The following is a 25958-nucleotide window of genomic DNA, read 5'->3' as shown; positions in this document are numbered from 1 at the left end:
CCCACGCCGGTCACTGCAAACCCGCGGCACGCAGAGCCGTTTCCACCGCAGGCAGATCCGCGACCTCGATCGTGAGCAGCACCTCGCGCATCGCGGACGCGGCTTCCGGGATCAGCGCGGCGAGTTTTTCGGGCTTCGGATCGACTATCGCGGCGCGCACGTCGTCGCCGCGTAGTGCAGCGACGGTGCCACACAGTAGGGCGATCACCTCGTCGCCGTCGGCTGCGCGGGCTACGAAACCGACTGACTCGTGCGCGAGTACCGCCAGGAAATCAGCCACTTCGGTGGGCGTACGACCGGCGGCGAGTCCGGGGATCCGTCCACCTTCGCACAGGCGCAGCGCCGCTTCGGCGGGTGTCAGATCCTCTTCGCCGCCGTCGACGTACACCGCGAGCGGAGCGGGCAGACGTAGCGCGATCGCGTCGTCGATCTGGTCGGTGGTGACGTCGACGTCGAAACGGACGGCCTCGTACGACGCATCCGTGTCCGCGCGCAGTTCTTCCGGATCGATATCGAGGCGGACGACAACCCGGCCTGCTGCTTCGCCACCGATCAGCGCCGACGCCGGAACGACCGGGAGAAAGAGTGCTTCGAGAAGTCCGCGCGAGTTTCTCGGGGCGGGCAGCCCGAGTGAAAGAGGAATGGCCACAGACAAACCGTAACCCCGGCGCAGGCGGCGGATTCCACGCGAGTTGCGCAAAAGTCTTGCGATTCACACCGAAGCGCCTTAGGTTAGGGTTACCTCATCATCCGATGGAGTTCGAGAGAACACCCGCCAAGGGGGCAGCATGGCAACGAAGACCAGCACCGGCCCGTCCACCGCCGAACGCGTCCGCAGCGCCTGTGTGCGCGCACAGGACGCAGTTCTCGCCATCGAAGGCAGCGATCCCACCGTCACGTCGGTGCATCACCTGCGTTCGAACGGTGACGTCGTCGTTGCAGTCCCACATGCCTCCGCAGCTGCGGCCCTGGCCTGGAACTCCGGCGGCGGCGGACTGCCTGCCGTCCTCGAGATCACCGATCACGCACCACTGCGTCTGCGTGAGCCCGTGCGCTCCCTCGTGTGGCTTCGCGGCTCGTTACACGCCGTGCCCGACTACGAGGCACGCGTTCTCGCCGACGACGTCGCATCCGAACACCCCCATCCGGGGCTCCTCGACATCGGCCACACCTCGGTCCTCCTTCGCCTGAGCCTGGCCTCGGCCGTTGTCGCCGACTCGACGGGGGCAGAGCCCGTCGCCGTGGACGAACTACTGAACGCCAGCCCCGATCCCTTCTGGGAAATGGAGACGGCGTGGCTGCAGCATCTCGACGAAGACCACCGCGATCTCGTGGACCTGCTCGTGCGCAAGCTTCCCCCGTACATGCGCACCGGACGCGTTCGCCCACTCGGCATCGACCGCTACGGACTGCGCCTGCGGGTCGAGGATCACACCGGCGACCGCGACGTGTGGATGCCGTTCGCCAACCCCGTCGACGACGCTCCCGCGCTGAGCCGCGCCATCCGAATGCTGGTCGGGTGCCCTTTCCTCAACGGCCTCCGATCGGGTGGCGCTGCAAACGGCTAGCGTTGCGCGGGTGAATGCCCGCGAAACCGTCCACACCTGGTTACGGCCGCCGTCTCCCGTTCGAACCGGCCCGGAACTGGATCCCGCCGCCAGACGCGGAATCCGGATCGAGATCACTATCGTTCTGCTGGTCACCTTCGGGCTCAGCGGATTGTCCGGGATCCTTTCGCTCGCCGAATCCTTGGCGACGCCGGTTGCGCTCTCGGATCAGACGGTTGCACTCAACCCGTCGCGGGCCGCCATCGACTGGATCGACCTGGCGCGCCAATTACTGGGCGTCGCAAAGCTTCTCGCGTGGGCAGCGCTGGGACTCTATCTACTGTGGCGTTCGGGGATCGGTCCGCGTGCTGCGGGCCTGACTCCCAAGCCTCGATTCGGGCGCGACATCGCTCCGGGATTCGGCCTCGCCGCTGTGATCGGCCTCCCCGGCCTCCTGTTCTACCTCGTCGCTCAGGCACTGAGCATCAACCTCACCGTCCAGGCCAGCGCGCTCGACGACCACTGGTGGCGGGTTCCGATCCTCGTACTGTCCGCAATCGCGAACTCGGGCGCCGAAGAGGTACTGGTCGTCGCCTACCTGATCACTCGCCTCCGGACACTCGGCTGGAGTGAGAACCAGTCACTGCTCGCGTCCTCGCTCCTGCGCGGTAGTTATCACCTCTACCAAGGGTTCGGCGGCGGTGTGGGAAACGTGATCATGGGGCTCGTGTTCGGTCGATACTGGCAGCGCACCGGCAAGCTGTGGCCGCTGATCATCGCCCACGCGCTCATCGACATGGTGGCGTTCATCGGTTACGCCCTCCTGCGCGATCACGTCTCCTGGCTGCCGTGACCGGTACCGTGAACTGGTGACCGGCGACTCCGAATATCCTCAGCGCCCTCCGCGGCGCCAGCCGCCAGGGCCACCTCCGCGGCGCCAGCCGCCCCCGCGTGGACCGATGCCACCCCGTCAGGGCCCACCCCCGCAGCGGCGCCCACCGATGCCGCCCGAAGGGCCGACGGTCATTCGCCGCGACGGACGTCCACCGCAGCAGAATCCGGCCAATCAGGCCTGGTCACAGGTCCCACCAGAAGCGCCGCAGCAACCCAGGCGTGAGGACTGGGCGCCGACCCAACGCCCGCAGCCGTTCCAGGACGACCCCCGCAGGCAGGGGCCGCCGCGTCAGGATCCGCAACGCCAGGCGAAGTACGCACCCGCGCCGCCGCGCCGAACCCCGCCGAACGCCCCGCCTCGCCCTCCTGAACCCCCGAAGCAGCGACGCCCACGCAAGCGTCGTAGCTGGGGTAAACGTATCGGCATCACGTTGTTGGTCTTGCTGCTCGCGCTGGCCGGCGCGGTCTATTACGTCGACAGTTCGCTCAATCGAATCGACGCGCTGCCCGACTACGCGGGACGCGTCGCCGATACTCCGGGCACGAACTGGCTGATCGTCGGCTCCGACAGTCGTGAGGGGCTCACACCCGAGCAGGAGCAAGCGCTTGCGACAGGTGGTGACACCGGCCCCAAGCGCACTGACACGGTCATCTTGGTCCACGTTCCCAAGAGCGGGAAGACGACGATGGTCAGCATCCCCCGCGATTCGTACGTTCCGATTCCCGGCTACGGCTCGGACAAGATCAACGCCGCCTTCGCTTTCGGTGGTGCCCCCTTGCTGGTGCAGACCGTCGAGGAGGCAACCGGACTTCGCATCGACCACTATGCCGAGATCGGATTCAGCGGGTTCGCCGGCATCGTCGACGCCGTCGGTGGCGTCAATGTATGCCTGACGCAGGCGATCGACGATCCGCTGGCCGGAATCAACCTCCCCGCCGGATGCCAGGACTTGAAGGGTTCGGATGCACTCGGGTTCGTACGGACCCGAGCAACCGCGCTCGCCGACCTCGACCGCATGAACAACCAGCGCCAGTTCATGTCGGCGTTGCTGTCGAAGGCGACGAGTCCGAGTACGTTCCTCAATCCGTTCCGGTTGTGGCCGCTCGTCTCCGATACGGCCAAGTCTTTGCAGGTCGACGAGGGCGATCACATCTGGAATCTGGCCTCACTCGCCTGGGCGCTTCGCGGCGGGATGACCACCACGACGGTTCCCGTCGCCGGTTTCGAGGACGTGGACGGGTCGGGCAACGTGTTGTTGTGGGACAAGGCACGCGCTTCGCAGTTCTTCGACGCCCTGGCCAACGATCAGCAGATTCCGCAGGATCTGATCACCACGGGGTGATCGCCCTGAGTTTCGGTAGTACCCCGGGAGGACAGGCCGAGCGAACAAATCGCTTTCCGGCAGGACGCGGAACGGCCGGCGGAAAAATACCGTGAAGGTATGAACACAGCACACCGCCGATTCCGCACTGCCGCCGTCATCGCCGCCTCGGCCGGAGCGGCTTTACTGGCCACGTCCTGCTCGGGCACCTTCGACAAGTTCGACGAGTCGAAGGCATACAAGAAAACCGAAACCTTCTCTTTTGCACAAGCATCCAACGGAATCGACACACTGCCGAGTTGGGTTCCCGCCGGCGCGACGGGTATCGACGAGGTCATCCGCACCACCGGCAACGAACGCATCCTGCGCATGACTGCGAACATCACGGAGATAGATCACAACAGCTGCATCGCACAACCTACCGTCGAAACTCGTCCGGCATCGCTGTCTGCACAGTGGTGGCCGACGGGGGTCGAGAAGGGCAGTTCTTTCCAGTGCGGCGACTGGTACGTCGGCGAAAAGGACTCGTTCGTCTACGGATACCGGCCGGAAACTCTCGACTTCATCATCGATCAGCTCGACAACAAGTAGCTCCCTGTCCGTGCCGCCGACCCAGTAATCTGTTGGGATGACACAGGCGAAGAACTCGAGCGAATTCACCACTCTGCTGCGTCAGCAGATCCGTAACGAGTTCACTGCATCGCAGCAGTACATCGCGGTAGCGGTGTACTTCGATGCACACGATCTTCCGCAGATGGCCGCGCGCTTCTACAGCCAGGCCACCGAGGAACGCGGTCACGCGATGATGATGATCCAGTACCTGCTCGACAACGACCTCGACGTGGACGTACCGGGTGTCGACGACGTCGTGACGAAGTTCGACAGTGTCCGGGCTCCGGTCGAATTGGCACTCGAGCAGGAGAAGACGGTCACCGAGCAGATCACGCAGTTGGCACGCACCGCGCGCGATACCGGCGACTACCTGGGCGAGCAGTTCATGCAGTGGTTCCTCAAGGAGCAGGTCGAGGAAGTTGCAAGCATGACAACACTTCTCACCATCGTCGACCGTGCCGGCGACAACCTCTTCCACCTCGAAACGTTTGTCGCACGCGAGATGAACACACCGGCAGCTGCCGACGCAATGGCGCCCACGCCCGCCGGCGGCGGCGTCTGAGGGCCACCGGCCTACCGAGTCTCCGGCCGCTCGGCGGCGCTCAGTGATCTGAGGAAGTTGTTGTATGCCTCCAGATCACTGTCGCCGTCGATCTCGGCGCGGCGGTCCTGGGCGGCATTCATCCGTTTGTCGTCCCGGTTCCAGCGCATCGCGAAGATCACGACCACCACCAGCGCGACGGGCTCACCGTACGACCACGCAAGGGCACCGGCCAACTGCTGGTCCTGCATCACGTCCACGCCCCACTCGGGAGGCGGATTCACGAACGTGGTCAGCAGCGGCTTTGTCGCCATCATGAGGACGACTCCGATGAACACGTGCAGCGGCATCTCCACGAAAAGGTCGAAACACCGGCCGAGATAGCTTTGCCGCACCGGCAGTGGTCCGGTGGCGAGCACGGGCATGATGAAGAGCAGACCGCTGGCGAGAAAGAAGATTTCGAGAAAGACGTGACCGCCGCCGGACGGCTGCGCAATGCCGATAGTGCAAGCGCCAGAACATTTCTCCCGGGACCTCGATGCGACGTCGAACGCAGTAGCAGCAGTCCTGGCGAGCCCAGCACCCACAGCGGCGGGATCGCCATCGAGAGCGTCAAATGCTGGAACATCCAGACACTGAAGAGTTCGTTCCCGTAACTTTCGACCTTCGAACCGGTCACGGCGATCAACAGCAAGCATCCGGCCAGAAAACACGCAGTTCGATACCAGGGCCATAGCCGTCCCCGCGCACGCACACGGTGCATTGACCACCAATACCAAAGCGCCAGAACAGCTCCCAGCAGAACAATAGGCGACAGGGACGAGAAGTCCCAGGTCAACATCTGTCCGATCGACGGCGGCGCCAGACCGTTCACCTCCGATTCACGGGCGAACCCTCCTTCGAATCCTTTCGGGTACCGTCGACTCTACACCTAAATACTATGTTGGATAGTATTTAAGTATTCGACGGAAGGTCAAGGTACACAGCAGTGTCCAGAAGCATGAAGATATCCGCCGCCCTGATCGCGTTGTTCGCGGTAGCACTGATCACGTTCATCACCGTAGATCCGATCAGGGCGGACAACGAGAGCACCGATCGGGCAGCACAATCCACCGCCGTCCTGACCGACGACGCGTACCGATTGACCTCGGCCGCTGACGACAAAGTGAATCTTGTCGAGTTCCTCGACTTCGAATGTGAGGCCTGCCTCGCGCTGTACCCGACGATGGAGCGAATCAGAGCCGAGTACGAGGATCGAATCACATTCGGTATCAGATACTTTCCGATTCCGAGTCACACCAACAGCACTCTCGCGGCGCAGGTCGTCGAATCCGCATCTCGCCAGGGCAAGTTCGTCGAGATGTATCGGCGGATGTACGAGACGCAATCGCAGTGGGGTGAATCCGCCGAATCGCAGGAGGCACTGTTCCGCTCCTACGCACAAGATCTCGGCCTGGACATGACCCGATTCGAATCCGACCTCAGCAGTCGCGGCGTCCGCGAGCGGGTCGAGCGCGACTTCAACGAGGGCAAACGCCTTGGCGTCCAGGGTACCCCGACGCTGTTCCTCAACGACGTGAAGCTGGCCCAGATGCCGAGCTACGAAGATCTGAAAGCCCAGATCGACTCAGCGTTGGAGCAATGATCAGGTCAGAACAGCGCAGATACCCGCGGAGACGGCCACCGTCACGGCTGAGGCAACGGCCGTCGTGACGGCCGCCGGCACGCACGCCGCAACCGCGCAGGTCAGTCGCCGAGGCGACGCCACGTCGCCGTCGACCAGGGAACGCAATCGCACTGCGGTCGCGCCGCCGCGATCGCCCAAGCTCCAGTCCGGCTGAGGAAGCGGCGATTTCGACACCACGGCAAGGGCGGAACGCACAGCAGCCGGGCTGGTGACGCGAGCGGCGTGCCGGTCCGCCGACAGTTCCACGATCGCGCCGACGGCAGCAGGTGCCGCCGCGAACAACGGCACTCCCGGCAGAACAGCGGCCAAGACTTCACAGGCACCGACGATTCGGTGATGACCGCCGCTCAGATGCGCACGCTCGTGCGCGAGGACCGCGTCACGCTCGCCCCCGGTAAGAGCGGATGACAAGCCTTGTGTCGCAACAACAAATCCAGGCTTTCCGGCGACACTGTAGGCCATCGGCAGCGGATGATCCAACCACAACACGTCGGACTCCGAGTTGTCGCGGCGCGCGACGATCGAGAGAACATCACGATGGAAATCTCGGACTCTCGCGTGCTCACGTGCCTGTTTGCGGCCGGCCAGCACGATCCGAACAGCGATCAAACCCACCACACCAACGGCTGTACCGGTGATCAGTTCACCCACCCATGAACTCGTGCCGTGCGCGAAGGCGCTGAAACACCGAGCGATACCGTCGACCAGCCCCTCGACCGGCGCGTGGCTCGGCCACACCAGAACCAAGACCGCGGAGAGAGCGAGATACAGAGCCGACGCCATACTGCCGAGCCACGCCGCGAGCAGCACCGTCGGTGACAACGTCGAGGAAACGGCCCGTAACGCTCTCGGAACCAAAAATCCGACGAATACCGCACCGAGAAGCATCGGCAAGGCCAGTGTCATTGCGCACTTTCCCCGGAAAGTCCTCGGCGCAGGGCCTCGTTCTCAGCGTCCGTCATTGTCTTCGCGAAGTGCAACAGCACGGCAGCGGAATCGGAACTGCTGTCCAACAATTCGCGCAGTGCCCTGGATGTGGCCTCTTCACGGCTGCGACTCGGCCGATAGAAGTAGGCGCGACTCTTCTTCTCACGACTCACCCAGCCCTTGTCGTAGAGATGAGTCACGACGGTCAGGATGGTGGTGTACGCGAGTTGTCGACGCTCACCCAGGATCTCGACCAGATCCTTGACCGAGAGCGCGTCGTCGGACTGCCAGAGCACATCCATGACCTCGGCTTCGAGTCCGCCCAGCCCCTGCATTGCTCCTCCATCGCGTCGTGACAGAACTTCAACCGCTCGCGGCCTTCTCCCCGAACGACACGCCCCGGGAATTCAGATACGCGAGCGGATCAGTCTTCTGCCCGTCAGATTGCCACACCTCGTAGTGCAGGTGCGGTCCCGTCGATTGTCCACGATTGCCGACGGTCGCGATCAGTTCACCCGCCCGCACCTTCTGACCGGCAACCACGAGCGCCTCGTTGATGTGCCCGTAGACGCCGACGGTCCCGTCGTCCTGCTGGATGCGGACCCAGAGCCCGAATCCCGCGGCGGGGCCGGATTCGATCACAACACCGTCGGTCGCCGAGACGATGGGCGTACCGATCGAGTTTGCGATGTCGAGACCGTAATGGGTTGTTCCCCAGCGTGGACCGAAGTTGGACGTCATCGTCCCGCTGACGGGGGCCATCACCCGCGGCTTTTCTGCCTCGTACGCCAACGCCGCCCGTTCGGCTTCGAGTTGTCTCGTCTTACCGAGTTGTTCGGCTATCCCGGCAAGATCCGTCGTCCGAACAAGGTCGAGTATCTCCGGCACCGACACCAGCGCTGGACCTTCCGCTGCAACTGGAAGCGGCGATGCGTGCCCGATGGAAGTGCCGGACGCCAGGATTGCACCCGTCGCCACGGAAACCGCGGCCATGCGCCCGCCGGGTCTGGTCGGCTCGGATTTTCGATGTCTTCCCACTTCTCGGTCCTCGCGTCGATGACAAATGAAGGTCTACGCCGCCACCTTACAACTATGTTGCATAGTTTTTAAGACATGCACTATTGCGCATATATGCATATGTGTCTAGGCTGACGTCGACGAAAGGACCTTCGATGTCACACGGACACGGGCACGGAATCTCTCCCGCCGAGGCTGCGACCAGCAACAGCGGCAAGCATGTCAACAAACTGTGGATCGCCGCCGGCCTCGGGTTGGTGACGTTCGTGCTGCAGGTGACGGTCGGCTTCTTCACCTCGTCACTGGCGCTGCTTTCGGACTCGGCGCACGTGTTCACCGACATCTTCGGCATCTTCATGGCGCTCGCCGCGATCCTCGTCGCACAGCGCGCAGCACGGCGCCCGGATCGCACTTTCGGCATGTACCGCACGGAAGTGTTTGCGGCACTGGCCAATGCGATCCTGCTCTTCGCAGTCGCCGGGTGGGTGCTCTACGAGGCTGCCAGCCGATTCTCGGATCCGCCCGAGGTTCCGGGCCTCCCCGTCGCGATAGTCGCCGTCGTCGGTTTGGCGATGAACGTCATCGCCTTCCTGATGCTCCGCAGCGGCGCGAAGGAAAGCATCAACATCCGCGGCGCCTACCTCGAAGTCATGGCGGACATGATCGGGTCCATCGGCGTCCTCGTCAGCGGCTTGGTCACGCTCGCTTTCGGTTGGCGCTACGCCGACCCCGTCATCGGCGTCGCCATCGGCCTTTTCGTCTTGCCGCGCGCCTTCAACCTGGGCCGCCATGCCGTCCGCATCTTGCTCCAGCAGGCTCCCGATCGCATCGACGTCACCTCGATACTCGAGAAGATCAACACACTCCCGGGTGTCGTCGACGCGCACGATCTGCACGTCTGGACACTCACCTCGGGGATGGAAGTTGCTTCCGTTCACGTCACCGCGGCCAGTGACGCCGATCCCACTACGGTGCTCGCGGCCACCCAAACCTTGCTGGCCGAGGTATTCGAACTGGAGCACGCCACCGTGCAGGTGGAACTCCAGGGAAGTGACGGTAAATGCACGGAACTCGCCTGGTGAAAAGGACATTCCTAAATGAAACATTCGCTTTCGGGCCAATGGATAACCGCACCGAATTCGAAAAGAAATTAGGTCTTCTTTAGTTTGGGAACGCTTACCACAATAAGGTCAGACTGGGATGACAGGGCCTCTGACCTGCACTATCTTGGAATTCATGACTTCTGGGGAGACTCACATGACCAAATTCCACGCACTACTCCGAGACCAGATTCGCAACGAGTTCAACGCTTCGCATCAGTACATCGCGACAGCGGTTTACTTCGACAATGCGGACCTGCCACAGCTGGCAAAGCACTTCTACAAGCAGGCTGTGGAAGAGCGTAACCACGCCATGATGATCGTTCAGTATTTCCTCGATCGCGACATCAACGTCGAACTCACCGGCGTCGACGCCGCGAAGGCCGACTTCAAGGATGCCCGTGAGCCCATCGCTCTCGCGCTGACGCAGGAGAAGACGGTCACCGAGCAGATCGTCCAGCTCGCGAGCACTGCCCGCGAAGAAGGCGACTACCTCGGTGAGCAGTTCATGCAGTGGTTCCTCAAGGAGCAGGTCGAGGAAGTTGCCAGCATGACAACACTTCTCACCATCGCGGACCGCGCAGGCGCCAACCTGTTCGACCTCGAAGACTTCGTGTCCCGCGAGATGAGCACCGTCGGTGACACCACCGGTGCGCCGAACGCAGCAGGCGGAACCATCTAGCCTGCAGCACTCACGGATTTTGCCCTCGAGCCGAACGGTTCGCTTCCTGCCAGCAGGATCGAACTGATCAGCTCGGGGGCATCTGTCATCGGTACGTGCCCCAGTCCGGGCAAAACCATCAACTTCGCCTGCGGGAACGGCTTTTTCACGCGCTGCGCTTGGTACACGGGCAGAATGAGATCGCGTCGACCCCACGCAACCGTCACCGGCACAGTGGGATCCACGATGGGCGGCAACACGAAGTCCATCTCGAGACCGAGATCGACGAGTTCGTTGGACACGAGCGAACGGCAATCTGCCAACGCTGCCGCATAACCGACATGACTCGGATGAGCGAAGAACGCGGCGAGCGCCGGATAGCGAATCAGCTTGTACCGCAATGCACGTGGCAGACCACCACCCATGAGCTTGGCCGTGCCGCGCAGTGCACGGAACGTGTTGATCGCCCGCACCTGATCGAGGTGATTGACAAAGAACCCGGCCGGCGACAGAGCTGTCGCCGACGCGACGTCTCCGCGCGCGGCCAGCGAGAGTGCAATCCATCCGCCGAGTGAGTTTCCGGCGACGTGGGCGCGCTCCCCCGCCGGAGTCACTTCCTTGACGAACTCACTGACGTCGTCGATCAGCTGTCCCATGACGTCCGGACCGAGTTCGGGCAGCAGGGACTCTCCGTGACCTGGCAGGTCGACCGTGACCACACGGCGATACGGCGTCAGCTGGTCCAAAAGCGAATCCCACGCCTGCCGTCGATGGACGATGCCATGGACGAGCACAAGCGTGGGACCGCTACCGGAGATGTCGTGCGACAAAGTCATGCCGCCAACATTAACCGTAACTTTGCGTAACGCCTATAGTTCTGGCGAAAAAATCAGCGCAGCGTGACCTGGCGTCCGCGCAGGCCGTCGCGCGAGCGCAGCTCGGCCGAGTTCAGTGGAGCGTCGACGGCCAGAGCCTCGGCAAGACGCTCACCGAGCTCGACGGTTGCCGCTACCCACTCGTTTGCATGCTTTTCGCGGTCGAGGTCGAAGACGGGGACCAACAGGCCGTGGGTGCGGAACGAGCCTGCGTAGCGCGAGCCCTCACCCAGGTGCAGTCCACCGGTCGCGTGCACGCGCGCCAACGCGAGCATCAGGTCGTCTTCGCTCTCGGGGCGAACCCAACGCAGGTGCGCCTTCTCGCCGGCGTCGACCCACCACGCGGCAACGAGGCCGTCGCCTTCGAGGCGTGCCGAGGGCATGATCGCCGAGTTGGCGTGCTGCACGGTGGCGGCAACCTCGGGATCGGTTTCGACGCCTTCCGGAATCCACCAGTTGAAGTTCTGGTGCACGGTGATGTCGAGCAGAGCCGAGGGATCGACAACCTCGGTGACGGCGGGTGTCTCGGAATCGGGGTTCGCGGCAGAAAGCGCGTCGCCGGGGGCCGCGTCCTTGATCCAGTTCACCGAAGCGGCGAGGTCTGCGCCGAGGTCGGCAGAGTGCGCTTGAACCTGGACACCGACAAATCCGGTGGCCGTCTCGCCCTCGTCGCGGACGAGGGCGGCAACAGCGCCGGGGAGGACCGTCGCCAACGTGACGGGACGGTCGGAGCCGATGACCGGCAACGGTGCCGTGGCGGACGGAACGAATTCGCGCAGCGCGACCAGATCGCACTCGGCGGCAAGGCCCTCGAACGGGCGGTTCACTGCGCCGGCAGCGGCTTCACGCTCTGCTTGGCGTGCCGCCAGCTTCTCTGCGCGTGCGCTGCCCTGCTTCGGTCCACTGTTTCTTTTGCTCTTCTTGGCCACGAGGGCAAAATCTACACGCTGCCCAGCCATTGCTTCGTGCGCCCGGGATGGTTGGTGGCCACCCAACTGACCCCGAGCTCACGACACAGGTCCACATCCGCCTTGTCGTCGACGGTCCAGCAGTACGTCGCGCGACCCGCAGCGGCAGCCCGATCGACCAGATCGGGATGTTCGCGCAGCGCCTTGATCGACGGCCCGATCGCTGTGGCGCCGACAGCCGTCGACGCACCACCGCCGAGGTATCGCGACGCGTCACCGAGCAGGACCGTCGGCAGCAGCGGTGCCGAACGACGCACTCGCCAGACCGCAGTAGCCGAGAAAGACATGACCACCGCGCGAGAGTGATCGGCCGACGGCGGCGACGCGATCCCGAAGCGGTGCAGTTCCGCGAGAAGTTTTGCTTCGACCAGGCCGCCGAACCGCACTGGGTGTTTGGTTTCGATGAACAGCTTCACCGGGCGCGCGAAATCCAGGGCGAGGGTGATGAGGTCGGAGAGAGTCAGCAGTTCGGCCGGTTCGCTCGTCGACCCGTAGTCCAGAGCGTTCAGCGAATCGAGCGTCATCTCGCTGACGATCCCCGTGCCGCTGGAGGTGCGATCGACCTTGCGGTCGTGAACGCAGACCAGGTGTCCGTCGCGGGTGAGCCGGACGTCGCATTCGAGCCCGTCGGCACCCTCCTCGAGGGCCAGTTCGTAGGCGGCGAGGGTGTGCTCCGGCCGCGCAGCCGACGCACCCCGGTGCGCAACGACGAGTGGACCTCGACGATCTGGGCTCACAGGGCAGCGGTCTCCTTCTCGTCCAACACCGTCTTCTCTTCCAGCACCGAGCGCGGCACTGGCACCCATCGAGTTTCCGATTCGGGTTCGCCGCGCCAACCCCTGCGCTCGATCCGTCGGATCACGACGAGCGTCAACGCCGCGGTGACGGCTGCGACCAATGCGATGAACGCGTTCAGCAGAACCCCGTCGGCCATTGCCTGAATCCCCGGGCGTGATCGCCAGTACGCGTTGACCACCAGCAGCAGAGCGCTGAATCCCCAGAAGCCCCACCAGATCTTCACCAGCAGAGTTCCGCGCGGATCGCGGCGGACCAACTCGAAGAGATAAACCGCCGGCATCACGAGGTTGAGGATCGGCACAGCGCAGCCGACGACAACTTCCGACGCTGTGCGCGGATCGGATTCACGGGCACCTGCGAAGTGTTCATGACGCCGACGAAGCAGCCAGCACACACCGGCGACAGCCGCGAAGACCGAGATCAGCAGTCCACCCAACTGAGTGAAGTACACGGCGGCGTCGGAGACCGTGAGAAGCCACTGCGGGATCAGCGTGGTGCGGTTACGCACCAGGATCGCGTATCTGCCCAGTTCGGCGAACACAGCGAGTCCGTAGAGAATCGTCGCGAGTGTCAGCAACGGCCCGACTCGCTCGGCCATCCGGTCCGCTCGCGAGGGCGGCACCGGTGAGGTGTCGACGATGTCCTGGAGCCCCCACTGCGGGACGGCGTCGTAGCGCGGGGTGGTGAGGCTACGACGCACTGGTGCGTCCCCCACGCCGCGTGGGTCGGACGGTGAGCGCGCGATCCAGCGGAAGCCACGACGGTTGGGTGGTTGGTAGATCTCGGTGCGGGTGGGGATCAGCAGGACGCCGCTGCAGCGCGGGCACCACTGCGTGGGGCCGCCGACTACGGGCCAGCGTGCGGCGCACCGGGCGCAGACCTGAACGACACTCACAACTTCGATTCTGTCACGCCGTATCGGTAACGGCAGCAAATGGATTCACTCCCGATTTGTGATCGAACCTCCACCGCGTTCACCTGCATTGTTCGAATAATGTGACCTCCGCCACTTAAAAACTCGAGTTATCCACAGTTTCCACAGGTTCATCCACAGTTCTGGATGAATGAATCGGGCTTTATCCACAGGTCACGGGCAAGACCCTGAGAATTTGCTGACAGGTGTTAGCGAACGATGCACAGGCTCGAGGATGAATTTGACACCGCAGGTCAGTGAACTTTTGGGCGTCGGCGTCATTTATCCCGGCAAAGTTCACAATCCATTCAGAAATTGCTCCCGAAAAGACAGAAAAGACCGTTATCCCTTTTTTGCGGGAAGTCGGTTTTTGACACACCTGGAAGCATGACCGTCGATGACTTCGCCACAGCCCGAGCCAACTCTGACGTTCACCCCGAAACGGGTCGCGCAGCTCGCGTTCGTGTTGATCGGATGTCAGCTCGTCATTCGCGCCTGGGTTGCCGCGAGCAATTACTTCTACTGGGACGACCTCATCCTGATCGGCCGCGGAGGACGCTTCCCTCTCTTCTCGAGCGAACTCCTGCTCTACGACCACGACGGTCACTTCATGCCCGCGGCCTTCTTCTTCACCGGGTTGATCACCCGCATCGCGCCGTACAACTGGGCGCTGTCGGCAACGCTGCTCGTCATCGGCCAGGCCGCGGCGTCGTTGGCGCTTCTGCGCACTCTTCGGTTGGTCCTTGGTTGGCGACCGGCGCTGTTGATTCCGCTGATCCTGTATCTCTTCGTCCCGCTGACCCTTCCGTCGTTCTCGTGGTGGGCGGCCGCACTCAACGCCTTGCCGCTTCAGATCGCACTTGCCTGGGCATGCGGCGACGCGATCAAGCTGTACCGCACCGGACATGTGCGCTACGTGTTCTCGGGCACCGCGGTTTTTGTCGTCTCTCTGCTGTTCTTCGAGAAGGCAGTGCTCGTTCCGTTCGTGGCACTCGCTTTTCTGGTGCTGTACTTGCGCACACAAGGTGAAGGAACGCCGATACGAAGTGCGGTCACGAAGTGCCGACGCCTGTGGACGGCCTGCGCCGCCGTGCTCGCGATCTGGATTCCGGTGTATCTGACAACTGTCGAATCTCCGATCACCGGCAACGGCCGTTCCATGTCCACCGAACTGCTGCATCACGGCACGTCTTTGGGGATGCTTCCCACCCTTCTCGGCGGCCCCTGGCGCTGGGAGCGGTGGATCCCCAGCCCCGCCTGGGCCGATCCGCCGACGGTCTTGGTGGCCGCGGCCTGGGCCGCGCTGCTGACGACGGTCGTGATGACCGTGCGTGCCCGACGCGGCGCTGCCTGGATCTGGGTCGCCGCGGCGCTGTACTTCCTGGCCTCTGTCGTGGCGATGACCGCTACCCGATCCGACGCCGACACCACGTACGAGTTGGCGCAGACCTTGCGTTACTTCACGGATTCGGCGACGGTGTTCGCCCTCGCCGCCGCTCTGATTCTCGCTGCACCTCGGCGGCGTCCGGCCCGGATACCCGTCGCAGTCGCCGCCGGCCTGTCGGCGCTCTTCGTGGTCAGTTCGCTCGTCTCGACCGTCACGTTCGTCGACATCTGGCGCGAGAACCCGACTCGCGACTACCTCGCCAACGCGCGAATGTCGTTGTCACAGAATGAGGATGCTCCACTGCTCGAGCAACCCGTCGCGATCGAAGTGCTCCTTCCCGTCGCCTTTCCGAACAATTTGGCAAGCAATGTTCTCGCGCCACTGCCTGATCGCCCCGAATTCTCTTCCAGCACTCCGATTCTGCGCACCATCGACGACAGCGGACGGATTGTCGATGCCGAAGTGACCTGGACGAGAAGGATTCCCGAAGGAGCGGCACCGAACTGCGGCACCCGTGCCGAAGGCCCGACCGAACTCCCCCTCGACGGCCCCCTGGCCGGCTGGGAATGGACGGTGCAGCTCAATTACCTCGCGAGCACCGACGGAACGATCGATGTTGCGTTGGAGTCCGGTGACGCAGTATCGGTACCCGTGACGCAGGGTTTGCACTCGGCATTCGTGCGCCTGGTCGGCCACGGAAACAGTGTGAAGATCACGCCGACAACGCCGGGACTGACGCTGTGTTTCGGCGCCGGACAAGTCGGTGCCGTCGTCCCGACCTCCACAAAATAGTGGCAGAGTGGAAGTCATGGAGCTGCGTATATTCACCGAACCCCAGCAGGGCGCTACCTACGAACAACTACTGACTGTTGCCCAGACCGCCGAAAAACTCGGCTACGGCGCATTTTTCCGCTCGGACCACTATCTCGCCATGAATTCCGACGGCCTTCCCGGGCCCACCGACGCGTGGATCACGCTCGCCGGAATCGCCCGCGAAACATCCACCATCCGCCTCGGCACTCTGGTGACGTCGGCTACGTTCCGTCACGCCGGACCGCTGGCCATCTCGGTCGCACAGGTCGATCAGATGAGTGGTGGCCGCGTAGACCTCGGCATCGGTGCCGGCTGGTACGAGGAAGAGCACCAGGCGTACGGCATCCCGTTCCCGGCGCTCAAGGATCGCTTCGAACTGCTCGAGGAAACTCTCGACGTAGTGACCGGCCTGTGGCGTACGCCGGTCGGCGACACGTTCGACTACGACGGTAAGCACGTGCAGATCAAGAACTCTCCCGCGCTTCCCAAACCGCACCAGGTCGACGGTCCGCCGATCCTGATCGGTGGCACGGGCAAGAAGAAGACTCCGGCACTCGCCGCTCGGTTCGCGAACGAGTTCAACATCCCGTTCAAGTCCCTCGCGGAAACGAAGGACATCTTTGCGCGGGTTCGTCAGGCTTGCGTCGAGCACGAGCGCGATCCGAACGAATTGGTGTACTCCAACGCTCTCGTCCTGTGCTGCGGCCGCGACGAGGCGGAGATCAAGAAGCGCGCCGAAGCGATCGGACGCGACGTGGACGAGCTACGTGAGAACGGTCTGGCCGGAACACCTTCGGAGCTGGTCGACAAGATCGGCACTTTCGCCGAGGCCGGTTCACAGCGCGTGTATCTGCAGACTCTCGATCTGGCCGATCTGGATCATCTCGAACTCGTCGCAAGCGAGGTCATGCCCCAACTGCAGTGAGGAAAGGTCCGGGATCTACAGCGCGTTCGCGTCGAGGAACGCGCGTAGGTCTCGGTCCCACTGGGCCGAGCGGGAACGATCGAGAAAGACCCGCACCAGCATGAACGCGATGACCAACAGGGACATCACGCTGAACCAGGTGAAAACCCCGGTGACCACGGCTGCGACGTCGGCAGCACTCTGCGTGATCGGAGCTACGGTCTTGTCGCCGTGATCGTTGACGTAGATGGGGACCTCGGTGCCGACGGGCGTCGCCGAGTCGACAGTGACATCACCCGTGTGAACCTCACCGTTCCAGTTCCATTGCGCGCTGGCCATTTCGGTGGTCGGTGCAATGTAATCGGCTGTCGAGGGGGTGGTCTGCGTCGAGTCTGCAGTCGTCGTCGCCGAAATGCTGTGTAGTTCGGCGGATTGTTTGGCGATCAGTGCGTTCTGGCTCGAAGCCGTCGCAGCCCCTGCCCATACCGCGAGAGGCAGCAGAAGAATCGCGAAAATGATCAGACCGAAGGACATGAATCCTTCGATCCGATCACTGCGGCGAACCATCGGATCGTGGCCTACATGAATGGTGCGTCGGAGCAGCGACGCAGTTCCTCGCGTACTACCTGACATTATTAGCTCAGTTCTCTCGACGACACACTCTTACATCGAGATTCCCTTTGTTTCGATCTAGTTGCAAGTGTTAACGAGCTGAATCACATGTGTCCTCCAACACCTGTCCAGTTATTCACTCGGCGGAAGGATGTCCGTCTGCGCCGGAACCTGATCCTGACGGAGCAATCCGACCGGGCAACTGACGCCGGTGGCATGCACCGGGCAGTAGCCGCCGGGGTTCTTCGCCAAATACTGCTGGTGGTAATCCTCCGCGTAGAAGAAGTCGCGCAGCGGACCGATTTCGGTGGTGATCGCGCCGTATCCGGCTTCGGCAAGTCGTTCACCGAAAGCGACGGCCGACGCATGAGCGATTTCTTCCTGCTCGGCGGACGTCGTGAAGATCGCCGAACGGTACTGCGAGCCCTGGTCGTTACCCTGACGCATCCCCTGCGTCGGATCGTGGTTCTCCCAGAAGTGCGCCAGGATCTGCTCGTAGGAGATCACTGCGGGATCGAAGACCACCAGCACCACTTCGGTGTGACCCGTACGTCCGGAGCACGTTTCTTCGTACGTCGGGTTGGGGGTGAAGCCTCCCGCATAACCCGCAGCGGTTGTGTACACACCGGGAAGCTGCCAGAACTCCTTCTCGGCGCCCCAGAAACAACCCATCCCGACGACGACGGTCTGCAGTTCGGCCGGAAACGGCGGCGTCAACGGATGCCCGTTGACGTAGTGCGCGGTAGGTACCGGCATTTTCTGCTCTCGCCCGGGCAGGGCGTCCTCAGGCGCGATCAGCGTGGATTTTGCGGACGCTCGTCCCAGAATGTCGTCGTACCAGCTCATGCTTCGATGCTACGCGTGAGCGGCTGTTTCGCCACGCCGTGACCGCGCGGGCGCCGGGCAGCTCCACCCACCGGTAGCCGATTTCTGCTACCGCGGCCGTTGCCAGAAGGAACAGCGCGAACGCCAGCGTCGGTCCGACGTGCAAAACGGTGTTCTCGACAACGCGGTACAGGATCAGGGTGTGCACGAGATAGATGATGTAACTGCGCGTCGAAAGCCATTTCACGACTGACCAGCGCGTCGGGACACCGTCGTAGCGGCCGATGAGAACTACCGCTGCGGCGACTACCGAAATGGTCCACAGGTAGTGCTCGCCGGCCCAGTAGACGCGGAACTGGGTCGCCACGATGATGACGTGCATCTGAACGAGGACGGCAACGATCAGCCAGCGGCCGGGAGCGAGCTTGGCCCACGCGAGGTACATGATTTGACCGAGGAAGACAGCCGGCAGCGTCGCGGCGATCTTGGACAGCATCGGCACGGTGTACGGCAACGGCGCGTAGACGTTGTAGAGCAGCACCAGTGAGCACAGTGCTCCGCCGGCGAGCGGCATGACGATTGGACGCAGACGCAATATCGGTCGAGCCGCGACGCAGGCGAGATAGAAGAGGAACTGGACGGTGAGCGTCCAGGTCACTCCGAGAACCGCTACCTCGGGCTTGAGAAAGAATCCGCCGAGAAAAAAGCTCATCAACGCTTCGGTATCGGAAATACCTTCCTGACCGCTGAACATTCCGTTGATTCCGAGGCGGACCAGAAGAATGGCAATCGCGGTTGCCACCCAGAATGCGGGCAGCAGGCGGCTGAATCGGTTGGTCAAGAACTTTCCGGGGCCGTCACGAATCGCGGACCGCGTCACCAGAGCGCCGGTCAGCATCATGAATACCGCGACGCCGACAAAAGAGAGGTGCTGGTTGAGTTCGGCGGGCTCGATCAGAACGCCGTAAACGACGTCGATCACCCACCAGCCCGAGCCGAGATCGTCGATGACGTAAAAAGAGATGTGGGAGTAGATCACGGCGGCAACCGCCAGTGCTCGCAGCAGGTCAGCGCCCGGAAGATTCACCCGAGGCGCGGCCGCCTCTGGTGATTCCGGGAGGAAAACTGGTGCGGGCATCGCGCAAGTTTAAGGTTCCGTTCACCTTTACGACGAATTTGCGCATATTAGCTTACCCTTAGATCCGACTAAGTTCGGTTAACCAAACTTTATTCTTTGGTGATTACTACCTGAGCCGGACTGTTGCGGACGGTGTACGAATGTTATTGGGTGGAAACCCGAAGAATGATTTGCACATACGCGAGTGACGTCACGCCGTGACCGGTGATCGACGCACTCTAAAGCACCAGGGCTCACCAGCCCGCAAAGAAGGGACCCTCGTGTCTGTTTACACGCTGCCGGAACTCCCCTACGACTACGCAGCCCTCGAGCCGCACATCTCGGGCAAGATCATGGAGCTGCATCACGACAAGCACCACGCGGCTTACGTTGCCGGCGCCAACGCTGCACTCGAGAAGCTGGCCGAGGCTCGTGAGAACGACACCATCGCAGCGCAGGCCAACCTGCTCGAGAAGAACCTGGCGTTCCACCTCGGTGGCCACACCAACCACACCGTTTTCTGGAACAACCTCAGCGCTGACGGTGGCGACAAGCCCGAAGGCGAGCTCGCCGCAGCGATCGACGACAACTTCGGTTCGTTCGATCTCTTCCGCGCTCACTTCTCCGCGAACGCCAACGCCATCCAGGGCTCCGGCTGGTCCATCCTCGCGTGGGACTCGATCGGACAGCGTCTGATCATCGTCCAGCTCTACGATCAGCAGGGCAACATCTCCATCGGCCTCACGCCGCTGCTGCTCCTCGACATGTGGGAGCACGCTTTCTACCTCGACTACCAGAACGTCAAGGGCGACTACGTCAAGGCATTCTGGAACATCGTCAACTGGAACGACGTTTCGGCTCGCTTCGACCGTGCACGTACCCAGACCGCAGGTCTGATCGTCTAGTCACAGCTCTTCTTGCGAACGGCGGCGCCTCACCAGGGGCGCCGCCGTTCGCGTCAGCAGAGCGCCACCGAGCAGGACCGTCGTGGCTCCGAAGACCAATGCCAGTGTGCGAGTTCCGGAGTCACCACTGTTCGCGCTGGTCTGATTCACGGCCACCGGATCCGACAGCACCGAGGTCAACTGAACCTGCTGCGGAGTGGTCATCGCCGGAATACCGGATTTTGCGCCGTCGAGGCCCGTGACCAATGACTTGGCGATCCCTTGCAGCGTCGTGAATCCCTGGGTGATCTGGTCGGTCACGTCGCCGAGCATCTGCGGTGCCTGATCGGCGATGGGGATGAGTCCGTCGTTCAATTGTCCGGCAGCACTGCTCAGTTGATCGCTCGCGCCTTGCAGCTGCCCGACAGCGGTGCGGACTAGATCACCGAGCTCCGTATCGGGTCCGACCGAGCCACCCAACAGTGCCGGAACGGTGCCCAATTGCGCATTCAGCGCACCGAGATCCGAACTCACACCGGCCAGTTGCGCTGTCACGTCGGGCGGGATCGGAAGGCCGTTCAACGCAGTTTGCAACGTGTCGATCCGTGTCTTCAATTCCGCGGTCGACGACGACGCCTCCCCCAGCGTCAGGCCCAGTGAGTCAGCGCGCGTGGCCAGCTCTTCCGCCGACCCCGACGCCTGATCGACCACGCCGGATACCTGGTCCGCCACGCTCATCAACTCCAACGCTCCCGAGCGTGCGGTCTCGAGATACGGCAGCAGAGTGCCTGCGCCTGCCTTCACCTGATCGATGGACTTTCCGGCCTCATTGGTGCCGGCGACCAGAATCTGTGCGGTGGTGAGGTTTTGATCGATCGAGCGCCTGGCGGCCGAAGTCTGAGCCAGCAAACCCTTGATTCCGTCCGCGCCGACCTGCGCCGATACGGCCCGAGTCAACTCGGCGGACTTCTCCGAGTCCGAGCCATTCACCGCCAGTTCGACACTGGCTTGGCGGGGATCAGTGCCGAACATCGACGCGACGGTTTCGCTGAAGTCTTCCGGCACCGTCAACGTCGCGAAGTAGTTCCCGCCGGGGTTGTCGACCACCTGGAAGTCGAAGTCTTCGTTCTTGCCCAACGTGTCCACCAGGGTGTCGCCGGCCCGAAGTTCCTTGCCGTCGAGCGTGGTTCCCGCGTCGGCGTTCACGATCGCGACGGTGTTCGAGGAATCGGCACCGCCCGCGAAGATCACGAACCCGATCCCCGCCACCGCAGCCGCGACAATCGCGGCCACACCACCCACTGCCAGCCGTCGACCGAGGCGTGACGGCTGGCGGTGGGAGTTCTCGGTGGTGTTCTCGGCGCTCATGGGCGAGACGATAAAGCAACAACTTGTAGAAACACTGAGAAGTTCTAGGTGGGCGCCGGGGTCGGTTTCGCTTCTTCTTTCGGGTCTTCATCCGGTTCGGTTCGAGGACCACTGATCAGGATGTCCGCCCAGCGTGTGGCCGGGTCGATGTCGAGCAGGACGGCCTTCACCAGCAACGAGAGCGGAATCGCCAGCAATGCTCCGAGTGCTCCGAGAACCCACGCCCAGAAGACAAGCGAGAGGAAGGTCATCGTCACCGACAGCCCCACGGCGTCGCCGACGAACTTGGGTTGGATGATGGACTGGATCACGAAGTTGATAACGGAGTAGACGACGATCACCCACAGCATCAGCCACGGCCCGCCCTGCAGGAGTCCCAGGAGCGCCGGTGGGATGACGCCGATGACAAACCCGATGTTGGGGATGTAGTTGGTGATGAAGGACAGCAACGCCCACAGGACGGGCAGCTGAATGCCCATCAGCCACAGCGCGCCACCGTCGAGTACCGCCACGATGAGGCCGAAGACCGTCGAGACGACCAGGTATTTGCGAGTGCCGGCGGCAAAGGTGGAGAGCGCGTAGGAGATTTCGGGACGTTGCTCCGACAGCACATTCAACCGTGAGCGGATACTCATGCCGTCGAAAGCCATGAACAGCAACAGCGCGAGGATGAACACCAGATCCGACAGAATGCCGAGCAGACCCTCCAGCCCGCTTTCGAGTACGCCCACGACCTTCGTGAGATCGATACTGCTGAGTGTGCTTTGGATCTGTTCGGTGCTGACTCCGAAGTCGGCCAACTTGTCGCGGCCCTCGTTGAGGAGGTTGGTCATCTCCTCGGAGTATTGAGGCAGGATTGTCGCCAACTGGGCCGTCGACACGATCAACGACGCCGCCAACCCGAGCAGAATCAGGTACACGGTGACCAGTGAGCCGAGCATCCCGACCCACTTGGGCCATCCTCGTCGCTGTGACCAATCCTGAATGGGCTGAACGGCAATCGTCAGCACGAGCGCCAGGAATACCGGTCCGAGGATGCCGCCGAACACCTTCATTCCGCCGACGGCAACCACGGTGGCCGCGAGACCGAGCAGGACGATCAGACCGCGCGGGATCGACCAGTTCGCACTACCGGAAAGCGTGGGGATCGGAGCGGGAGCCGCGGCGGCCGGCTTGCCCTTCTTAGAGAACACCGGCTTCCTTTGCCCGGCTTCTGATCTGGAATGCGCCCACGATCATGAAGAGGCCGAACAAGATTGCGTACCAACCCAACAACCAGATGAGGCTGATGATGCCTTCGCCTGGTGCGATCAGAAGGATGATGCCGAAGATGACCGCGAGCACCGACGCGGCGAGCAGCCATCCCCAACTGGATCCGGGCAGCGCTTTCATCTTGAAGGCGCCGACAATTCCGAAGATTCCGAACATGATGGCGTAGAAGGCAATTATGTACAGAAGTACCAGCGCCGTGATGCCTGGCCAGACCAGCGCGACGATACCGGCTCCCACCGAAACGACGCCGGTGAACACCCACCATCCCCACGAACTCAGGTGTTCGCGGTCCCGGATGGCTCGAACGAGCGTGATCAAGCCGTCGACAATGGAGTAGATACCGAACAGGAAAACCAAGGCCACCACGGTAATTCCCGGCCACACGAGCGCAATGATTCCGAAGATCACGCCGAAGATTCCGCGGATCAGGATCATCCACCAGATCTCTTTGCCGTACTGCACGAACGGGTTCTGCGTGACCATCAGTAGCCTCCGAAGCAAGCGGGTGTCTCTGACCGATTCAACAGCTCTTCAAACAGGGCAATACCGACAGATCGTATGGCTATCGTGACCTTTCCGCCCATCGAAACGCGCGGCTGATACCGAGTTGTGCTCTTCGGGTACGAAGCGAGGGGACTTTCAGCCTGCTTCCCGAATGCTTGCTTCCCGAATACCGGGCGCGGTCCACGATCCCGAAAGCACTGCAGCCTTCGGCCAGTACAGGCGCAGAAAGACGTTGAAGTCACCGGACGGAGCGGGCAACCAGTTCCGCTCCTTCTCGCCACCAGGCGACTCGTGCTGGAGATAGATGTCCAACGAGCCGTCGTCGGCGAACACCAGATCACTTCGATCGCCGATGGCATATCGATCGATCGGGTTGTCCACGAAGTACTGCCGCTCGTTCATCATCGTGAGCGACCAAAATCCCTCGACCGGCGGGAGCTCGTCCTTCTCGAAATGAAGTACGTACTTCTTCTCACCGGTCAGAGGCTTACCGTCGACGTCCGTCGTAGCGTGCGGGTACACGGCATCTGCGTCGAGGTTGGCCCCGAAACCGAGCCAGACGATCAGAGCCCGCTGAGCGTAATGAGTCCCGTAATGCCCCAAGCCGCGGTGCATCGTCCAGCCGTTCTTCGGATTGCCTTCCGCCTCCTTGGCGATCTCGCTCAGCACGTCCATTCCGGTCCGCGCAGCTCGGTCGAGAGCATCACGCACCTCTTGCGGGCGCGACTTCCAGGGCAGCGACGAGCCGATTCCGATGTCGGACAGCTGTTTCATCATCTCGGTATCCTCCGGACGCGGAGGATTGTCGTCGAGAAGTGCGTCGAGCGTGGTGAAGAAGGTCTCGCCGTCCATTGCGGCCACCTGGTCCACCGGCGGTGTGCGCGTGTCGACAGCAGAGTTCACCGGAACTTCTCCGGGCGTGTAGTCCTGCGGATCACCTGTCCACTCCGACAGTGGTGTGAGTCGCGTCCGGTCCTGCAGGCTGTGCACTTCGGCCAGGTCTGTTCCCCCTGACGTCGCGTAGCGGGCGACTATCCAATTCATCGCCGTCGGCGACCGCAGCAGCGTCAAACCCTTGGGCACGTTGCCTTTCCAATTCGGTCCGGCCACCAGGTACGGTCCCCCGGTGCGTCCTACCGTCCGAGATCCCGGCACCGTGAAGACGTCGCTCCACGCGTCGAGGATGGGGACCAGCCAGTACCGGGTGCCGAAGTCCGGCAGCGAGAGCACCTGCGGTTCCGTCGAGACGTCCAGCCACCCCGACGAGTAAAGAGTGTCCGCGTTCGGCGAGACGACATCGGTGAAGCTCGCATCGGGCGTCGTACGCGCATAAGCGAACTGGTTGAGCGGGGCTTTCATCGCCACCGGGGTCGGCGTCGCCGTCATGACGTCACGCGATACCGCCGCAATCAACAGGGGATACCCGAAGATCCACGCCTGCGTTGCCAGGTCTTCGAGCCGAGAACGGTTCTTCGACAGAGTCATGCCTGCGCATACCACCGCTCTCACCAGCGCAAACCTGGCTGGCACTCTCCCTGTCTTGTGTGCCAGTACCGAATAGGTGCATATTTCGATTACCCAACGAGGTGTGCCGGACCGACGCATGCGCGTCAGACCGAGATTTGCCCCAGCACCGAGGGAGGAACAGAAATGAACAGAAACGAAGCAATAGGCATTTCTCCGTTCCAAGCCGCTGGGTCTTTGCAGGGTTTCGTCATTTCCGGCCGTTGGCCGGACACCACCCAGGAGTGGGCGCAGCTTCTCGCCCTGGCTGTCCGAGTGGCCTCGATGCCGGGATTGTTGCCGACGACGACGGTCTTCGGAGTGCGTGAGGACGTTCCCGAGGATCCGCAACCCGGCACCGTCGGTCTGGTGGTTGCCGAAGGTCCGGTGCTCGGCGATTTTGCACTGACACCCGGCCGTTTCTCCGACCATCAGCCGCCGGCACTGATCATGCTGCACCCGCCGTCGGAAACTACCCCCAGCCTGCCGGAATGCGAGGGAAGCGCGTCGGGGTGCGTACTACTGCCAGGACTTCCCTACCTGGGCTTGGAGCATCGTGCGGCCTGGGTGGAGGCAGAGCCGGACGGCACGGTCGTCTCCATGATCAGCCGCGTCGGCATCGATTTGATCAGCGATCCCGACACCGCTGTTTTGGCCATGCTCCTCGCTTCGTGACGGCCGCGGTAAGCGATAAGTTCGGACTCCCAAACTTGCTGTGCGCTTTGCCAATTCGAGCCGATCGCGCTAACGTGGGTAGCAACGAAGGGGAGTAGCCCCCAATCGCCTGTGTCGACATACTGGTTCGACGCGTTCCGCCTGGTGCGGATCGCGAAGCACCCGGCCTGGCGAACCGAAGGTCCTGTGGCCTCGGTGGGCGAGACCTTCGGCCGGACAAGCGCACTATGCG

General features: G+C 62.7%; 27 protein-coding genes and 1 pseudogene. 12 read left to right on the top strand and 16 right to left on the bottom strand.

The window, feature by feature from the left end; genetic code table 11:
• Nucleotides 1–10 precede the first annotated feature (10 nt).
• On the bottom strand, nt 11–649 hold the full coding sequence (locus AC3WQS_RS14555; RefSeq protein ID WP_182262335.1) for a hypothetical protein: 639 nt from the start codon (nt 647–649) through the stop codon (nt 11–13).
• 139 nt (nt 650–788) lie between these two features.
• Here AC3WQS_RS14555 and AC3WQS_RS14550 point away from each other — a divergent pair, with 139 nt between their 5' ends.
• The 5 genes from AC3WQS_RS14550 to AC3WQS_RS14530 all read left to right on the top strand — a co-directional run bounded on the left by AC3WQS_RS14550 (nt 789) and on the right by AC3WQS_RS14530 (nt 4937).
• A complete protein-coding gene (locus AC3WQS_RS14550; protein ID WP_019746383.1) occupies nt 789–1568 on the top strand; it encodes a DUF2470 domain-containing protein in 780 nt (259 codons plus the stop codon).
• A 10-nt stretch (nt 1569–1578) separates the two neighbouring features.
• Nucleotides 1579–2400 carry a CPBP family intramembrane glutamic endopeptidase gene (locus AC3WQS_RS14545; protein ID WP_492713136.1) on the top strand — a complete coding sequence of 274 codons (822 nt, stop codon included), beginning with the start codon at nt 1579–1581 and terminating at the stop codon, nt 2398–2400.
• Between the two features lie 148 nt (nt 2401–2548).
• Nucleotides 2549–3784 carry an LCP family glycopolymer transferase gene (locus tag AC3WQS_RS14540; RefSeq protein ID WP_020968096.1) on the top strand — a complete coding sequence of 412 codons (1236 nt, stop codon included), beginning with the start codon at nt 2549–2551 and terminating at the stop codon, nt 3782–3784.
• Nucleotides 3785–3883: 99 nt separating this feature from the next.
• Nucleotides 3884–4354 (top strand): hypothetical protein, encoded by a 471-nt coding sequence (locus AC3WQS_RS14535; protein WP_141487982.1) that lies wholly within the window; start codon nt 3884–3886, stop codon nt 4352–4354.
• A gap of 37 nt (nt 4355–4391) precedes the next feature.
• A complete protein-coding gene (locus AC3WQS_RS14530; protein ID WP_020905744.1) occupies nt 4392–4937 on the top strand; it encodes a ferritin in 546 nt (181 codons plus the stop codon).
• Between the two features lie 11 nt (nt 4938–4948).
• Here AC3WQS_RS14530 and AC3WQS_RS14525 read toward each other — a convergent pair.
• Nucleotides 4949–5790: pseudogene (locus AC3WQS_RS14525) on the bottom strand (cytochrome c oxidase assembly protein).
• Between the two features lie 126 nt (nt 5791–5916).
• Here AC3WQS_RS14525 and AC3WQS_RS14520 point away from each other — a divergent pair.
• Nucleotides 5917–6561, top strand: coding sequence for a DsbA family protein (locus AC3WQS_RS14520; protein ID WP_029254185.1), 645 nt, complete (start codon nt 5917–5919; stop codon nt 6559–6561).
• On the opposite strand, the gene AC3WQS_RS14515 is transcribed toward AC3WQS_RS14520, so the two are convergent.
• From AC3WQS_RS14515 to AC3WQS_RS14505, 3 genes are read right to left on the bottom strand one after another with little or no spacing between them, the layout of a single operon-like run.
• A complete protein-coding gene (locus AC3WQS_RS14515) occupies nt 6562–7509 on the bottom strand; it encodes a M56 family metallopeptidase (RefSeq protein WP_387403855.1) in 948 nt (315 codons plus the stop codon). It lies immediately after the preceding gene.
• Nucleotides 7506–7865 carry a BlaI/MecI/CopY family transcriptional regulator gene (locus tag AC3WQS_RS14510; RefSeq protein WP_492712078.1) on the bottom strand — a complete coding sequence of 120 codons (360 nt, stop codon included), beginning with the start codon at nt 7863–7865 and terminating at the stop codon, nt 7506–7508. Before AC3WQS_RS14510 ends, AC3WQS_RS14515 begins: the two co-directional genes overlap by 4 nt.
• Before the next feature lie 28 nt (nt 7866–7893).
• Nucleotides 7894–8523, bottom strand: a complete 630-nt coding sequence (locus tag AC3WQS_RS14505; RefSeq protein WP_021342425.1) for a M23 family metallopeptidase — start codon at nt 8521–8523, stop codon at nt 7894–7896.
• 179 nt (nt 8524–8702) lie between these two features.
• Here AC3WQS_RS14505 and AC3WQS_RS14500 point away from each other — a divergent pair, with 179 nt between their 5' ends.
• Together AC3WQS_RS14500 and AC3WQS_RS14495 are read left to right on the top strand one after the other, a co-directional pair.
• The gene (locus AC3WQS_RS14500; RefSeq protein ID WP_019746373.1) at nt 8703–9629 is read left to right on the top strand and encodes a cation diffusion facilitator family transporter; all 927 of its coding nucleotides are present in this window, start codon (nt 8703–8705) and stop codon (nt 9627–9629) included.
• A 154-nt stretch (nt 9630–9783) separates the two neighbouring features.
• On the top strand, nt 9784–10329 hold the full coding sequence (locus AC3WQS_RS14495; protein WP_024487904.1) for a ferritin: 546 nt from the start codon (nt 9784–9786) through the stop codon (nt 10327–10329).
• Here the strand turns inward: AC3WQS_RS14495 and AC3WQS_RS14490 are convergent.
• Genes AC3WQS_RS14490 through AC3WQS_RS14475 form a run of 4 tightly spaced genes read right to left on the bottom strand, consistent with a single transcriptional unit; the run spans nt 10326 to nt 13844 of the window.
• Entirely contained in the window at nt 10326–11144 is an 819-nt protein-coding gene (locus tag AC3WQS_RS14490) for an alpha/beta fold hydrolase (protein WP_492712077.1), read from the bottom strand. The genes AC3WQS_RS14495 and AC3WQS_RS14490 overlap by 4 nt on opposite strands.
• 53 nt (nt 11145–11197) lie before the next feature.
• On the bottom strand, nt 11198–12112 hold the full coding sequence (locus AC3WQS_RS14485) for a DUF5926 family protein (protein ID WP_024487903.1): 915 nt from the start codon (nt 12110–12112) through the stop codon (nt 11198–11200).
• An 11-nt stretch (nt 12113–12123) separates the two neighbouring features.
• Nucleotides 12124–12888: a glycerophosphodiester phosphodiesterase gene (locus tag AC3WQS_RS14480; protein WP_019746370.1), complete on the bottom strand. Its 765-nt coding sequence runs from the start codon at nt 12886–12888 to the stop codon at nt 12124–12126.
• Nucleotides 12885–13844, bottom strand: coding sequence for a DUF4328 domain-containing protein (locus AC3WQS_RS14475; protein WP_492712075.1), 960 nt, complete (start codon nt 13842–13844; stop codon nt 12885–12887). The genes AC3WQS_RS14480 and AC3WQS_RS14475 overlap by 4 nt, the downstream gene beginning before the upstream one ends.
• 415 nt (nt 13845–14259) lie before the next feature.
• On the opposite strand from AC3WQS_RS14475, the gene AC3WQS_RS14470 reads away from it, so the two are divergent.
• Nucleotides 14260–16041, top strand: a complete 1782-nt coding sequence (locus AC3WQS_RS14470) for a hypothetical protein (RefSeq protein ID WP_492712073.1) — start codon at nt 14260–14262, stop codon at nt 16039–16041.
• A 16-nt stretch (nt 16042–16057) separates the two neighbouring features.
• Complete coding sequence (locus AC3WQS_RS14465; RefSeq protein ID WP_070384785.1) at nt 16058–16987, top strand: LLM class F420-dependent oxidoreductase; 930 nt, start codon at nt 16058–16060, stop codon at nt 16985–16987.
• Nucleotides 16988–17002: 15 nt separating this feature from the next.
• Here AC3WQS_RS14465 and AC3WQS_RS14460 read toward each other — a convergent pair whose 3' ends face one another.
• The 3 genes from AC3WQS_RS14460 to AC3WQS_RS14450 form a co-directional block, all read right to left on the bottom strand.
• Complete coding sequence (locus tag AC3WQS_RS14460; protein ID WP_223257952.1) at nt 17003–17599, bottom strand: Rv1733c family protein; 597 nt, start codon at nt 17597–17599, stop codon at nt 17003–17005.
• Between the two features lie 111 nt (nt 17600–17710).
• Nucleotides 17711–18424, bottom strand: a complete 714-nt coding sequence (gene msrA / locus AC3WQS_RS14455) for a peptide-methionine (S)-S-oxide reductase MsrA (protein WP_020905733.1) — start codon at nt 18422–18424, stop codon at nt 17711–17713.
• The gene (locus AC3WQS_RS14450) at nt 18363–19541 is read right to left on the bottom strand and encodes an acyltransferase family protein (RefSeq protein ID WP_166655136.1); all 1179 of its coding nucleotides are present in this window, start codon (nt 19539–19541) and stop codon (nt 18363–18365) included. Before AC3WQS_RS14450 ends, msrA begins: the two co-directional genes overlap by 62 nt.
• Before the next feature lie 260 nt (nt 19542–19801).
• Here AC3WQS_RS14450 and AC3WQS_RS14445 point away from each other — a divergent pair, with 260 nt between their 5' ends.
• Complete coding sequence (locus AC3WQS_RS14445) at nt 19802–20425, top strand: superoxide dismutase (RefSeq protein ID WP_003944189.1); 624 nt, start codon at nt 19802–19804, stop codon at nt 20423–20425.
• Here AC3WQS_RS14445 and AC3WQS_RS14440 read toward each other — a convergent pair whose 3' ends face one another.
• From AC3WQS_RS14440 to AC3WQS_RS14425, 4 genes are all read right to left on the bottom strand, one after another.
• Nucleotides 20426–21772 (bottom strand): YhgE/Pip domain-containing protein, encoded by a 1347-nt coding sequence (locus AC3WQS_RS14440; RefSeq protein ID WP_021342413.1) that lies wholly within the window; start codon nt 21770–21772, stop codon nt 20426–20428.
• Nucleotides 21773–21816: 44 nt separating this feature from the next.
• Nucleotides 21817–22965 (bottom strand): AI-2E family transporter, encoded by a 1149-nt coding sequence (locus AC3WQS_RS14435; RefSeq protein ID WP_020905730.1) that lies wholly within the window; start codon nt 22963–22965, stop codon nt 21817–21819.
• Entirely contained in the window at nt 22955–23527 is a 573-nt protein-coding gene (locus AC3WQS_RS14430; protein WP_019746361.1) for an HdeD family acid-resistance protein, read from the bottom strand. Before AC3WQS_RS14430 ends, AC3WQS_RS14435 begins: the two co-directional genes overlap by 11 nt.
• A gap of 156 nt (nt 23528–23683) precedes the next feature.
• Nucleotides 23684–25033: a DUF1254 domain-containing protein gene (locus AC3WQS_RS14425; RefSeq protein WP_021332695.1), complete on the bottom strand. Its 1350-nt coding sequence runs from the start codon at nt 25031–25033 to the stop codon at nt 23684–23686.
• A gap of 165 nt (nt 25034–25198) precedes the next feature.
• On the opposite strand from AC3WQS_RS14425, the gene AC3WQS_RS14420 reads away from it, so the two are divergent.
• Nucleotides 25199–25726, top strand: a complete 528-nt coding sequence (locus AC3WQS_RS14420) for a hypothetical protein (protein ID WP_019746359.1) — start codon at nt 25199–25201, stop codon at nt 25724–25726.
• Nucleotides 25727–25958 lie beyond the last annotated feature (232 nt).

It is taken from the genome of Rhodococcus sp. FW305-130, from assembly GCF_058788335.1.
The sequence above is the reverse complement of the archived record's forward strand: the minus strand, read 5'-3'. Positions and strand labels throughout refer to the sequence as shown.